Here is a 12908-nt window from a genome sequence, read left to right as displayed (position 1 = left end):
TGAGTGATGCGTCGGGCGGCTTACTCGTCGCCGCGGATCGAGCCCCGCAGTCGCTTGGTTCGGGCGCGCTGCTTCTTCTCCTCCACCCGGCGGGCCTTGGCGGCACGGGAGGGCTTGGTGGGGCGCCGCGGCTTGGGGACGTGGCTCGCCTTGGCGATGAGCGCCGCCAGGCGCTCGCGGGCGTCGGCGCGGTTGCGCTCGCGGGTGCGGTGGCGGTGGGCGTGGATGGTCAGCACGCCGTCGCTGTCGACGCGGGAGCCGGCGAGCTTCTCGAGGCGTGCCCGTACGCCCGCCGGCAGCGACGGCGAATGGCGCACGTCGAAGCGCAACTGTGCGGCGGTTTCGACCTTGTTGACGTTCTGGCCGCCGGGTCCGGGCGCGCGCACGAAGCGCTCGCTGAGCTCGTCTTCGTCGATGGCGATGTTGGGAGTGACTTGCAGGGTCATGTCGGTGGTTTGGGCTCGGGTCGCGCAACGGCCGCAACGGGCAGCAGGCGCAACAAAACCGGCGCCGCGGCTCGAGCCGGTCTGGCGCAGCGCGTTCTGCCCCGACTGGCGGCTGCGACAGCCCGCTGCGGTGGCTGCGGTGCGGCGCTCGTTGCATCAAGAACGCGCGGTCGGGTGCCGGTCCCGTCCCGTCGACGGCAAGGGGGCCTCACGCCGGCTCGAAGCCGCCTTGCGCCAGCATCCGTGCCAGATATCCTGCCACCGCCTCGTCCGCATGGCTGCCGATACGGGGCAGATCCGGCAGGGCCTGGTGCACGCGCTGATCGGCGTTGTCCATCAACAGCGCCAGGCCGCCGCCATTGGCCACGAGCTGGAGCATCTCCAGGTCGTTGAGGCCGTCGCCGAAGCAGACCACATCGGCCGGCGTCAGCGCCAGATCATCGAGCAGGCGCGCCAGCGCCGCCCCTTTGCTCACGCCATGGGCCATCACCTCCAGCGTCTGCGGCAGCGAGAAGGTGGTGCCGAGTCGGCCGTCGTGGCGGGCGAGGATCTCCGCTTCCAGCGCCAGCAGATGCCGATGCTCGCCATGGTAGATGACCTTGAGCACATCGGTGCCGTCCAAGGCCGCAAAGTCCGCCACTTGGTAGTGGAAGCCCGAGTCCTGGTGATAGCGCAGCAGGCTCGGGTCCGGCTCCTCCACCAGCCAGGCGTCGGTGAGGAAGACGTTGGTTTGCACATTGCGGAATAGCGGGTCTCGGAGCAGGAAGTCCAGGGACTCCGCGGGCAGGCGGGTGGCCTGCATGAGCCGGCCGTCGGCGGTGTTGACGGCGGCGCCGTTACAGCTGACGAGGTGGCCACGCTCGCCTGGTGCGCTCGCGGCGGCGGGGCGAGTCGCGGCAGGGATGCCGCTCCCACGGGCGCCGTCGCGCACCGCATCACCGGGCTCCTGCGTATGGCTCGCCAGCGAGTCGGCGAGGATGCGGATGTCCATGAAGTGCCGCCCGGAGGCGAGTACGAGATCGACCCCGCAGGCACGCAGCTGCGCCAGCACGCCCCGCGTATAATCGCCGAGGCGGTGATCCGGCCGCAGCAGCGTGCCGTCCAGGTCGGAGACCACCAGCTTGTACATCTCTGCGCAGCCTCACGTTGTCGCGGACGCCCAGCTCCCCAGCAAGACGCCCCAGCAAGATGCCCCAGCATGATGCCCAAGCCATGGCGTGGTCGTCGTCGCATTGCGCAGACGAGCACGACAACGACAAAGGGGAACGGCGCTGAGCACAGCCGGCTCGCGTTGCCGTCGGCGCCGGCTTGGCTGGGTGGGGGTATGTGCAACGGAGTGCAGCTTGGATAAGGTCGGCGCCCATGTCCAGCCGTCGCGAGCTTGGGAGGTTTGCGCTGGCCCTCGCTTTGGTGTTGATCCTCCGGCGCGCCCGATTTTGCTTTTGCTGAGCCCATGCTGCTGCCACCCATGTCTACCCTGAGCTTCGGCTCGCGCCCGCCGGTCCTGCGGCTGTTGGGGGCCTTTGCCGCCCTGGCGCTGCTGGCCCTGTCCGGCTGCGGGCCACGTGAGCACACGCTGAGCCTGGTAGGCACCACCATGGGCACCAGCTGGAGCGTGCAGGTGCCGCATCCGCCGGAGCGCTTGGACCAGGCGGATCTGTATGCGCGCATCAGCGCCGAGCTGGAGGCGGTGAACGAGCGCATGTCCACCTATCGGGCGAGCTCCGAGCTCTCGCGCTTCAATGCCGCGGAGAGCACGGACTGGCTCCCGGTCTCCGCCGAGCTGGTGCGGCTGGTGGACACGGCAATCGCCGTCAGCACCCTCACCGACGGCGGCTTCGACGTCACCGTCGGCCCGCTGGTAAACCTCTGGGGCTTCGGGCCCGAGGTGAAGGCGGATCAGCTGCCGGCGCAGGCCGAGATCGACGCCGCCCTGGCGCGCGTCGGCTGGGATTTGCTCGCGACCCGCAGCGATCCGCCGGCGCTGCGCAAGGCTCAGCCGGATCTCTATGTCGATCTGTCCGCCATCGCCAAGGGCTATGGCGTCGACCGCATGGCTGCGCTGCTGGAAGACGCCGGCATCACGGACTATCTGGTGGAGATCGGCGGCGAGCTGCGCGGGCGCGGCGTCAACGCCGAGGGCGAGCCCTGGCGCATCGCCATCGAGCGCCCGGAACCCGGGCGCCGGGTCGTGCTGCGGGTGGTGGCACTGACGGACCTCGGCATGGCCACCTCCGGCGACTACCGCAACTTCTTCGAGCTGGACGGCCGCCGCTACTCCCACACCATCGACCCGGCCACGGGCCGGCCGGTGGACCACCAGCTGGCGTCCGTGACCGTGCTGGCCGAGCGCTGCGCCGAGGCCGATGCCTGGGCCACGGCCCTGCTGGTGCTGGGCCCGGAGCGGGGCATGGCACTGGCCAATGACCGCGGCCTCATCGCCCTGTTCGTGGAGCGCTTCGGCGACGAGCTGCGGGTCACCGAGAGCACCGCCTTCGCGCGGATGTCCGGCGGCTAGTCGCTCCGCCGCAGCCGGCCCTGGGCGCTGTGGGAGCGCCATCCCTGGCGCGACTCGATGCCCGAGCGCGGCGCATCGCGGCAGGGATGCCGCTCCCACAACACGCTGCTGGCCGTTGCCTTCGTTGCATGAGACCGAAATCGGTAGGGGCCGCGGTGGCGCTTACCGCGGTTGGTGCGCAAGCTGTCGCTTCGCCTACCCTACGGCGCCTCCTCCAGCCAGTCCTGGGGCACCAGGAAGCGGTCGTAGAGCTCCGCTTCCGGGCTCTCGGGCGCCGGGTGCCAGTCATAGCGGAAGCTCACCTGCGGCGGCAGGGACATGAGGATGGACTCGGTGCGCCCGCCGGATTGCAGACCGAAGAGGGTGCCGCGGTCGTAGACCAGGTTGAACTCCACGTAGCGCCCGCGCCGGTAGCACTGGAAGTCGCGCTCTTCGTCGCCGTAGTAGAGCCCCTTGCGGCGGGCGACGATGGGGCGGTAGGCGGGGATGTAGTGGTCGGCGACGCTGCGCATGAAGGCGAAGCACTTCTCGAAGCGCCAGGCGTTGAGATCGTCGAAGAAGAGCCCGCCGACGCCGCGCGGCTCCTGGCGGTGCTTGAGATAGAAATACTCGTCGCACCAGCGCTTGAGCCGGGCGTGGAGCTGGGCGGAGGTCTCGCCTGGGTCGCCGAAGCCCTCGCAGGCGGCGCGGGCGGTGCGGTGCCAGTGGATGACGTCTTCATCGTTGCCGTAGTAGGGCGTGAGATCAAAGCCGCCGCCGAACCACCACACCGGCGGCTCGCCTGACTTTTCGGCGATGAAGAAGCGCACGTTCATGTGCGAGGTGGGCACGAAGGGGTTCCAGGGATGCATCACCAGGGACACGCCCATGGCGCGGAAGCCGCGCCCGGCGAGCTCCGGGCGGGACGCGCTCGCCGACGGCGGCAGCTTCTCGCCCTGGACATCGGAGAAGTTGATGCCGCCCTTCTCGAAGACGGCGCCGCCCTCCATGACCCGCGAGCGCCCGCCGCCGCCGGCGGGGCGCTCCCAGGCGTCTTCGCGGAAGTCGGCACCGCCGTCCTCGGCGGCGAGGTCGCGGCAGATGCGGTCCTGCAGGTCCAGCAGGTAGTCGCGCACGGCGTTGGTGTCGGGCTGGTCGGACATGCTGGGCTCCCCTGGATGGTGTGGTGGGCGCCGCTCGGGGCGTTGCGCGTTTGGCCGCATGGTAGCCGAGGGACGGGCCGGCTGCGGCGCTCCCGCCGGGGCGGATGCCGCGGCATTCGTCAGGGAGTTGCGGCTGCTGTAGGCTCGGGCTTTTCACACGCCGCCTGCCCACCGAGGTGCATCATGCCCCGCCGTCGCCTGTTCATCACCGCCGCCTTCCTGCTGCTCGGCGTCTTCGCCCCGTGGGCCTTTGCCGGTGACACCACCGACACCCAGCCCGTGGAGCTGCTCGGCATGCACTCGAGTGTGCCGGCGGATTGGCAGGCCCAGCAGCCCGAGAGCAACATGCGCCTGGCGCAGTTCGCGGTGCCCGTCGCGGGCGACGGCGACGGCGCGGAGATGGTCGTCTACTACTTCGGTCCAACGCAGGGCGGCAGCGTGGAGGCGAACGTGGAGCGCTGGCAGTCCCAGTTCACGGGCCCCGACGGCGGGTCCGTGGAGCCCGAGATCACCGAGCTGAGCACTCGGCTGGGCGACGACTTCGCGGCGACTCTGGTGAGCCTGCGCGGCAGCTATGCCCGCGGCGTCGGCATGGGGCCGTCCGGGGATGCGCTGGCGGACCGGATGCTGCTCGCGGGCATCGTCGAGACGCCCGAGGGCAAGCTCTATCCCCAGCTGCACGGGCCTGCGGCGCTGGTGGCGGCGCAGCGACCGGCCTTCGTCGGCTTCATCGAGGGTCTGACCCGGGCACCGGCGAGCGCAGGCGACTGAGCCCAGAACGAGGATGGCACCATGAAGGACACGATGACCACGACGAAAAGCCGTTCGAAATAGAGAAGGACGCTAAGGGTCTGTGCCGCGGCCTTGGGAGCGGCATCCCTGCCGCGATCCTGCGTGGCATGCGAGCCACTGGGCCTGTGAAGAACAGCACCGCCTGCGCGGCACTGTGCAGCGTGTCCCTGAGCATTCGCCCGGCGTCGGTGCTCCGGGCGGCGCGCCGATCCTGTGCCACTTGGCCTCCGGCCTCCGGCCTCAGGCCACCTTGCCGCCCAGCTTCTCGATCTCCGTCGGCTCGTCGGCGACGGCGAACAGGTTGTAGATCACCCCGGCCAGGCCGGCGCCGATGATGGGCGCCACCCAGAACAGCCAAAGCTGGCCCATGGCCTGGCCGTAGCCGCCTGTCATCAGTGCGATGGCCGGCCCGGTGCTGCGGGCCGGGTTCACGGAGGTATTGGTCACCGGGATGCTGATGAGGTGGATCAGCGTCAGCGCCAGGCCGATGGCGATGCCGGCGGAGACCGCCGGCGCGCGCTTGTCCGTCGCGCCCAGGATGATGAGCAGGAACATCATGGTCAGCACCACTTCGGTGACGAAGCCGGCGGCGAGGGAGTAGCCGCCGGGCGACAGCGGACCATAGCCGTTCACCGCCAGGGCATTGGCGCTCAGCGCGAACTCCGGTGCGCCGGCGGCGATGTACCAAATCAGGAATGCCGCCAGGGTTGCGCCGCCGACCTGAGCGATGACATAGGCCGGCAGGTCCGACCAGGCAAAGCGCCCGCCTACCGCGAGCCCGACGGACACGGCCGGGTTCAGGTGGCACCCGGAGATGTGGCCGATGCCGTACACCATGGTCAGCACCGTGAGGCCGAAGGCGAAGGAGACGCCGAGCAGGCCGATGCCCACTTCGGGGAAGCCGGCGGCGAGCACGGCGCTGCCACAGCCGCCGAGGACCAGCCAGAAAGTGCCGATCAGCTCGGCGACGGATCGCTTCATCAGGGTCATCGCGTGGATTCCTCAGTGAGTCGTCCGGAAACGACGGCTTGGGCGGCTGTGAGCTGCCAGCCCGTTCGGGGTTTTTTGTTCGCGGCACGGACCGCCGCGCCGGCGATCGGCTCATTGTGCCCAAGCTGCGAGGGTTCAATGGATTTCGCGTCGCTTGGCGGTAAATTCCCGACCAATGTACGCATTAAGCCGTCCTGGTCGGTCCCGCGGGCCTGCCCGGCCCCAGGCGGTGGCCAGCCGTACGCCGAGCCCGTCGTCCTGCCTCGACAGGCGGCGATTGCTGGCTGATACTTCGACCCATGAAGACGCTGAGTCTGATCGCGCAGAAGGGCGGCACCGGCAAGACGACCCTCGCCATCCACCTGGCGGTGCAGGCTCAGCGCGCCGGCCACCGGGTCTTGTTGGTGGACACGGACCCTCAGGGCAGCGCCGGCGCGTGGTGGCAGCGCCGTGCGGCCGCGGAGCCGGCGCTGGTGCAAGGGCAGGGCACCGAGTTGTCTGGCATCCTGGAGCAGGCAGCGGGGCGCGGCTTCGATTGGGTGATCGTCGACACCGCGCCGCACAGCTCCGAGCAGTCGCGCGCCTGTGCCGAGTGCTCCGATGCGGTGGTGATTCCGACCCGCCCTGCAATCCTGGATCTGGATGCCATCGGCATCACCACGGCGCTGGTGGCGGATCTCAAGGTGCCGGCGCAGATCGTGCTGAACGCCTGTCCGCCGCGCACCCGGGCGCGGGAGCCGCGCCTGGTGGCCGAAGCCCGGGAGGCACTCACCGCCTATCCGGCGCCGGTGTGCCCGGTAGCCCTGAGCCAGCGCGCCGCCTTCAGCCATGCGCTCATCGACGGCCGCGCCGTGGTGGAGTTCGAGGCCCAGGGCAAGGCTGCCGCCGAGGTCGACGCGCTGTGGCGGGCGCTCGCGCAGGTGGTGTAATCGAGCTTAGCCCGGCAATCCGTGCATTGCCGCCGGCACCACGAGGTCATGCCGATGACGGCCAAACGCGCCAAGCTGAGTCTGGATCCCAAGCAGCGCAGCAAGTCTGCGCCGCCGCATGGCTTCGACACGCAGGCCGCCGCTGGGCAGTCGAGGTCGGCGGGTGAGCCCAATGCGGGGCAGGGGCAAGCGCCGGCAAAAGGCGCGACAGGGCGCCCAGCCGCCGCCCCTTGGCAGGCGCATCGCCCGGCGCCGCCGCCGGAATCGGAGACCAGCGCAACGTCGGCAGCGCCTCATCACCGAGAGGCCGCGGCGGCGTCCACGCCCGCAGGGCCGGCAGCAGAGCGGGGGCTCTCGGCTCGCGCTGCGGCCATCGGTCGCCATCCGCTGGTGCGCGCCGCGGCGGTGGCTCTCGCCGCCGGACTCTCCCTCTACTTGCTGCGCCGGCGTTTGTTCTGAGCCCCGCGCCAACGCGGCCCTGCCCCATGCCCTCGTCTGGTGCGCCTCGGCGTGTTCTGCTGCTCCAGGGTGCCCGCAATGTGCGAAAATCCACAGGGTTTGCCCAGAACTCAGCAGTGCCGCCGGCGGCCCGGCACCCGGGCCGCGGCTGCGCGTTGCGCCCGGTTGACGCATGCGCCATGTATACCAATGACCGTCTGCTGATCCTCGACGCCGACGGCACCACCATCGACGCCTTCAAGGCTATCGAGAAGACCTTCGCCCACCACGGCATGGACATCGGTCCGCTCGCCCGTTTCCAGAAGCGTCGTAACATCTTCAAGTATTTGGGCGGCCTCAAGGAGATGCCGCAGAACCTGCGCCAACAGCTCGGCCGCGGCACCCGCGCCAAGGTGGTGGAGACACTGACGGAGGTCTACCGCGAGGAGGCGAGCATGTTCGAGGGCATGGAGCGCCTGATCCGCCGCATCGCCGCCGAGCCGGACATCAAGGTCGGCATCGTCACGCGTAACATCACCAATAATCCGGTGGAGACTCTGACCCGGCTTTTCGACCGCCACGGCATCGAGCCGGATCTGCTGGATTTCCTGGTGCATCTGCCGTTGTCCGAGGACAAGCTGCCGTATTTCCGGCGCACCCGGGAGGAGCTCGAAGTCAACCCCGCCCGCGCCTTTGCCTGCGGCGACGAGGCGAAGGACTTCCGTGCAGCGGTCAATACCGGCATGCACCCCTTCATGGTGTCCTACGGCTTCGAGGACTTCGACCGGCTGCACCTCAAGCACGAGATTCCGGCGGAGGTCATCTCCCGCACGCCGGATGAGCTGTCCTGGCGGGTCCTGCACGCCCTGGGACTGGATGCCGACTGAAGGCTCGGACCGGCTGTCAAAGCCGCCGACATCGCCTACCGGCCCAAAAAAAAACCGCCGCCGGCCCGAGGGCCGGCGGCGGTTTTTGGCGGCTGCCGATGGTCCGGATTTGGCGTCAGCCGAATCCGGTCGGCGTCAGCTGATCTCGGCGGTGCCGGTCTCGCTGTTGCCCTGGTTGTCGACCCAGGTGATCTCGATCGGATCACCAGGCTCGCCGCCGTTGAACTTGAACGACAGGTAGGGATTCTTGGAGACGCCGCCGCTCCACAGGGCGGTCATCACCACATCGTCCTTCCACTTGGCCGTGACTTCCTGAATGAAGTGGGCTGGGATGGGGTCGCCGGTTTCCTTGTCCTTGCGCAGGCCGGTCTCCATGACATGGCTCATCAGGGACTTGACGGTGGTGACGCCGTTGCTGCTCTTGGCGCGGATCTTGATATCGGACATGTTGGTTTACCTCAAAAGCTGTTGCCGTCGGTGGTCGGTCGCGATCGCTGGCTGGGCTGGATGCTCACGCCGGGCCGAAGCGTCTGGCGCTCGGCTCCCCAGGCGTCGGACATCAGCCGCCGCAGCCGCCGATGGTGACCTTGACCGGCTTGGCGGCGCCGAGCAGGCCGTCGGGAGTCTGGACCACCGCCACGACGTCGGCCGTCTTGGCCATCTTGATGCGGGTGGACACGAAGGGCACCGAGTTCTCGCTCATCTCGAAGGAGGCGATGAGCGGCGTGTTGTTGCCGGCCGCGAAGATGGAAATGGACTTGGCGCCGTCCACCTCACCCTCGACGGTGACCGGCACGACGGCGCCGTTCTCGGCGATGTCCGGGGCTTTGATCTTGACCTTGTCGCTGTCCTCGATGGTGTCGGAGCCGAGCAGGTCATTCAGCGCCGTGGACTGATCCTCGGCCTTGAACGCCGCCTCGGGCCAATTGGCGAGCACGGCGCGGGGCGTGAGCAGTCCGGCACCCACTGCGACGCCGACGGCGCCGGCACCAAGGGAGCCCTTGAGCAGGGTTCTGCGCTTTGCATCGATCATTGGGAATCTCCTCTGGATCGTTTGGTTGGTTCGGGTGGGTCGATCGTTCGATCGGCGCCAGCAGCCCACGCTGCCGGTCTTGTCAGGTCTGCGCAGTATCGGCGTTTACCGGCATGCGCGGCCCCTTCGTCGTGCTGCCGTGCAATGGCCGCTCGCCCCAGTGGGCGTGCCGGTGAGCGGTGCCGGCCGAGCGTGCAGGGCGCACGATAGAAGCTTTGCGGGAGGGCCTGTCAGACAACGCGGAGAGGTACCCGCGCAATGGCCGTTTTCGGGTCTCGCCCGGAGCGGCTGCCCGCGCGGCGGTGAATGCGGCGATGGTGCGCGCGGAGCGCGACGGGTACAACTGCGGGCCTCCAGGTGTCTTGTCGTTTTCTCGCGCCGATCGCTGATCCCTGTCTTCGGGACCTCTTGCCTGATGCACCCCTAGGCCGCCTCGCCCTGATGACTGCGCCGGGCTGTGACTGGCGCCCTGATGGGCTGGTGCCATGGGGCCTGTCGCTGCTAAGCCGGGCGCTGCGGGAGCTGGCCGAACGGGCCGTTTGGCTGTTGGACCTTCCGGCCGGGAGTGGGCCTTCGTCGACGTGCTCAGCAGCATAGCGCATCCAAGGGGGTGGGGAAATAGCAAGTTTCCCGGCTGAAACTTCGAAGATAACAGGGTTTTGGTCCAGAAGGCTTAACGCTTGGCCTCGCGGCGATGCTCCTCCGCCTGGAGCTCGTCCAGGCGTACTTGGATCTTGGCGGCTTGGTGGAATTCGAGCCCCGGTTGGCGCAGCGCGAGCTCCAGCTGGCGGATGGCCGGCTTTAGATCGCCGGAGCGAAACAGCAGCTCGGCTCGCCAGCGCATGGCCGCCGCTTGCTCACCCGCCTTGCCGGCGGCGTCGGCCATCAGTCCGTACACCGGCGCGATGTCCGGGCGCAGGCCGATGAGTCGCTCCAGCGTCGCCAGTGCGGCCGCGGGCTTACCCGCGTCCAGCAGCGCCTCTGCATAGGCTTGCTGCAGCGGCCAGTTGCCCGGCGCCAGGCCCACGGTGCCCTTCAAGTCGCGCACGGCCTTGTCCGCGTCGCCGCGGCGCCGGTCGAGCTGCGACTGGAGCACCAGGAATTCCACCTGGCTCGGGTGCTGCTCGAGTAGCGGGGCCAGCTGCTTGGCCGCGGCATCCAGCCGGCCGGCGCGGGCCAGGGCGCGGGCATAGCCATAGCGCTCGGCGGTCTCGTTACGGTAGCGGTCCTTCCGGAGGGTGTCGCGAAAGTGGTCGATGGCCTGCTCGGCGCGGTTGTAGCTCTGCTCACGCAGGTGTGCCCGGGTGAGATGGAAGCGCAGACTGTCCGGCTTCTGGTTGGGGCCGAAGCGCTCGGCGCGGGCCAGGGCATCGGCGATGCGGTCCGAGGTGACCGGGTGCGTGCGCAGCAGCTCGGGCGCGCCGCTCTCGTAGACGCGGTTGGCTTGGGTGAGCTTCTTGAAGAAGCCCGGCATGGCGTAGGGATCGTGCCCGGCCCGGGCCAGGGTATCGATGCCGATGCGGTCGGCTTCTTCTTCGTTGGTGCGAGTGAAATTGATCTGCTGCTGCACCAGTGCGCCCTGGGCGCCCATGAGCGCGGCGGCCCCGGCCTGGGGGTCTACCGCGGCGCCGAGCACCGCCGCGGCGATGAGCAGCGCCGTGGCCGGGACCGTCATCTGCTTCTGCGCCGCGAAGCGCCGCAGCAAATGATTTTGGCTGACGTGCGCGATTTCGTGTGCCAGCACCGCAGCGAGCTCCGACTCGGTCTCGGCGGAGAGGATCAGCCCTGCGTTGACGCCGATGTTGCCCGAGGGACCGGCGAAGGCGTTGATGCGCGGGTCCTCGACGACGAAGAAGTCGTAACGCCCGCTGGTCTCGCGGCTGGCACGCACCAGCCGGTGGCCCAGCGCCTGGACATAGTCGGTGAGCAGGGGGTCCGTGCTGACCTCCAGCGACTTGCGCACCCACTTCATGAACTCGCGCCCCAGGTCGCGCTGCTCGGCCCGCGACAGGACCGTGTCGGCACTGCTGCCGAAGTCGGGCAGGTCCAGGGCGTCGGCGCCGCTCTGCCCGGGCGCCGACAGCAGGACGAGCGTCAGCAGGCAGCCGGCGAGGGCGGCGGACAACCGCCACCGCGGTTGGGTCATGCAGGCGGACATGAGGCGTGCGCGTTTCGCTGTGGCTTAGCTCTGTACCTGAGACCGAGCAATTTCGCACAAATTTCGCGCGAATGTACGAGAGTCGGCGTGCCGCCGTCGGGCACGGCGTTGCAGCGCTGGGCGAAGCGCCGTCGCCCCGCCGCCGCGGAGCGCTGCCGGGCGGGCCCGGCGAGTCTTTCAGTTCAGTTGGATTCGCTGACCCCAGGGCACCTGGCTCTTGCCCTTGACCAGCCAGATGACCGGGTACGCGGGCTGGTCCGCCGGAAACGCGCCGTCGGCATCGGTGAAGTAGACGAGCAGATCGGGCCGGAGTCCTTGCTGCTCCACCCATTGGAAGACGGGCCGGAAGCTGGTGCCGCCGCCACCGCCGACCTGCTGCGGGCGCTGGAACTGCTCCCAGGGCTCGAAGTAGAAGGGTGCGCCGTCGCAGAGCGACGCGTCGCAGGGCAGCAGGGTGACCCGGGCGCGGACCTGGGCCTTGAGCGCGTCCACTTCATCGATGAACTCCTGCATCTCGCCGTCCTTGATGGACCCAGAGGTGTCGATGGCCACCACCAGGTCCAGCTGGTGGCTGCGCAGGCTGGGCATGATGAAGTCGCCTTCGCGCCGCGACGGACGCGACCAGCTGTAGTCCTCGCGGCTGATGCTGTTCATGTAGCGCGCGAGCAGCATGCGCCACGGCAGCTGTGGCTGTAGCAGGTGGTCGATCATGCGCTTGAGCTCACCGCGCAGCTTGCCCGCCTGCATGGCCTGCTGGGCGGCACCGGCCATACGCTGCTGCCACTGCACCTGCAGGGTCTCGCGCTCGTCCGGGGTCAGCGGCGGCGGCGCGTCGGCGCCATCATCGCCGGGCTCGGGCTGCGACTCGGCGCCGGCTGCGCCCTGATCGGCGTCGCTGGCCTCGCCGCGCGGACTGCCGCCGTCGCGGCCGTCGGCTCTCGGCTCAGCGCCGCCGCCCTCGCCGTCGTCGCCCTGCTCGCTGCGAGATTGCTGCTGCTGCTGGATGTCGCGCTCGTCCAGGTCGCTGTGCTCGCCCTGCTGGCCGCCTTCCGATTCACTGTCGTAGGCGTGGGTGTCCAGGGTCTCGGACTGGTCGTTGTCGTCCAGCAGCGGGTAGATCTCCTCCGCCGTCATGCCCTTGTACATGGGCATCACCAGGGCGTTCGGCGGCGGCTTCAGGCCGTCGTCCAGCAGCAGGGGGTTGACGGCGTAGTCGCAGGCGAGGTCCCAGCGGTGCTTGACCCGGTGCTGGCGGCGGGCGAAGTGCGACAGCGCGCAGTGCAGCGCCTCGTGGGCGAGCATGAACTGGGTCTCGTCCAGGGACAGGGCGTCGATGTAGCTCGGGTTGTAGTAGAAGCGCTTGGCGTCCGTCGCCGTGGTGGGGCACCAGTCGCCGCCCGCCGGCTGCATGGGCAGGCGCAGCACCAGGGCGCCGAGGAAGGGCTTATCCAGGATCAGCTTGGTGCGCGCCGAGGCGAGCTTGGTCTCTATCCTGCCAAGGTCGATGTCGGTGGTATCGGTCATGGGTTGCGTATCAGTTTGCTCCGGCAGGCGCTGATTAGCTGACTCAAGGGC

Annotated in this window: 13 protein-coding genes; 5 read left to right on the top strand and 8 right to left on the bottom strand. The window is 69.2% G+C overall.

Annotation, left to right across the window (positions count from 1 at the left end):
- Positions 1 to 20: 20 nt before the first annotated feature.
- Entirely contained in the window at positions 21 to 446 is a 426-nt protein-coding gene (gene arfB, locus CKO31_RS00985) for an alternative ribosome rescue aminoacyl-tRNA hydrolase ArfB (RefSeq protein WP_200233132.1), read from the bottom strand.
- 208 nt (positions 447 to 654) lie between these two features.
- Entirely contained in the window at positions 655 to 1575 is a 921-nt protein-coding gene (locus CKO31_RS00980) for an HAD hydrolase family protein (RefSeq protein WP_200233131.1), read from the bottom strand.
- A 339-nt stretch (positions 1576 to 1914) separates the two neighbouring features.
- Here CKO31_RS00980 and CKO31_RS00975 point away from each other — a divergent pair, with 339 nt between their 5' ends.
- Positions 1915 to 2964 (top strand): FAD:protein FMN transferase, encoded by a 1050-nt coding sequence (locus CKO31_RS00975; protein WP_200233130.1) that lies wholly within the window; start codon positions 1915 to 1917, stop codon positions 2962 to 2964.
- Positions 2965 to 3164: 200 nt separating this feature from the next.
- Here CKO31_RS00975 and hemF read toward each other — a convergent pair whose 3' ends face one another.
- Positions 3165 to 4106 (bottom strand): oxygen-dependent coproporphyrinogen oxidase, encoded by a 942-nt coding sequence (gene hemF, locus CKO31_RS00970; protein ID WP_200233127.1) that lies wholly within the window; start codon positions 4104 to 4106, stop codon positions 3165 to 3167.
- A gap of 183 nt (positions 4107 to 4289) precedes the next feature.
- Between hemF and CKO31_RS00965 the strand changes: the two genes are divergently transcribed.
- Entirely contained in the window at positions 4290 to 4877 is a 588-nt protein-coding gene (locus CKO31_RS00965) for a hypothetical protein (protein WP_200233126.1), read from the top strand.
- A gap of 261 nt (positions 4878 to 5138) precedes the next feature.
- Here the strand turns inward: CKO31_RS00965 and aqpZ are convergent, their stop codons facing one another.
- On the bottom strand, positions 5139 to 5888 hold the full coding sequence (gene aqpZ / locus CKO31_RS00960) for an aquaporin Z (protein WP_200233125.1): 750 nt from the start codon (positions 5886 to 5888) through the stop codon (positions 5139 to 5141).
- A 299-nt stretch (positions 5889 to 6187) separates the two neighbouring features.
- Between aqpZ and CKO31_RS00955 the strand changes: the two genes are divergently transcribed.
- The 3 genes from CKO31_RS00955 to CKO31_RS00945 all read left to right on the top strand — a co-directional run bounded on the left by CKO31_RS00955 (position 6188) and on the right by CKO31_RS00945 (position 8142).
- Entirely contained in the window at positions 6188 to 6817 is a 630-nt protein-coding gene (locus CKO31_RS00955; RefSeq protein ID WP_200233123.1) for an AAA family ATPase, read from the top strand.
- Positions 6818 to 6871: 54 nt separating this feature from the next.
- Positions 6872 to 7276: a hypothetical protein gene (locus tag CKO31_RS00950; RefSeq protein ID WP_200233122.1), complete on the top strand. Its 405-nt coding sequence runs from the start codon at positions 6872 to 6874 to the stop codon at positions 7274 to 7276.
- A gap of 179 nt (positions 7277 to 7455) precedes the next feature.
- A complete protein-coding gene (locus CKO31_RS00945; protein WP_200233121.1) occupies positions 7456 to 8142 on the top strand; it encodes an HAD family hydrolase in 687 nt (228 codons plus the stop codon).
- Positions 8143 to 8277: 135 nt separating this feature from the next.
- Here CKO31_RS00945 and soxZ read toward each other — a convergent pair whose 3' ends face one another.
- The 4 genes from soxZ to CKO31_RS00925 all read right to left on the bottom strand — a co-directional run bounded on the left by soxZ (position 8278) and on the right by CKO31_RS00925 (position 12857).
- The gene (soxZ, locus tag CKO31_RS00940) at positions 8278 to 8589 is read right to left on the bottom strand and encodes a thiosulfate oxidation carrier complex protein SoxZ (protein ID WP_200233120.1); all 312 of its coding nucleotides are present in this window, start codon (positions 8587 to 8589) and stop codon (positions 8278 to 8280) included.
- Positions 8590 to 8701: 112 nt separating this feature from the next.
- Entirely contained in the window at positions 8702 to 9175 is a 474-nt protein-coding gene (gene soxY / locus CKO31_RS00935; RefSeq protein WP_200233119.1) for a thiosulfate oxidation carrier protein SoxY, read from the bottom strand.
- 673 nt (positions 9176 to 9848) lie between these two features.
- Positions 9849 to 11321, bottom strand: a complete 1473-nt coding sequence (locus tag CKO31_RS00930) for a M48 family metalloprotease (RefSeq protein WP_200233118.1) — start codon at positions 11319 to 11321, stop codon at positions 9849 to 9851.
- 189 nt (positions 11322 to 11510) lie between these two features.
- A complete protein-coding gene (locus CKO31_RS00925) occupies positions 11511 to 12857 on the bottom strand; it encodes a vWA domain-containing protein (RefSeq protein ID WP_200233117.1) in 1347 nt (448 codons plus the stop codon).
- Positions 12858 to 12908 lie beyond the last annotated feature (51 nt).

It is taken from the genome of Thiohalocapsa halophila (assembly GCF_016583825.1).
Classification (GTDB): Bacteria; Pseudomonadota; Gammaproteobacteria; order Chromatiales; family Chromatiaceae; genus Thiohalocapsa; species Thiohalocapsa halophila.
This window is presented reverse-complemented; position numbering and strand designations above follow the sequence as displayed.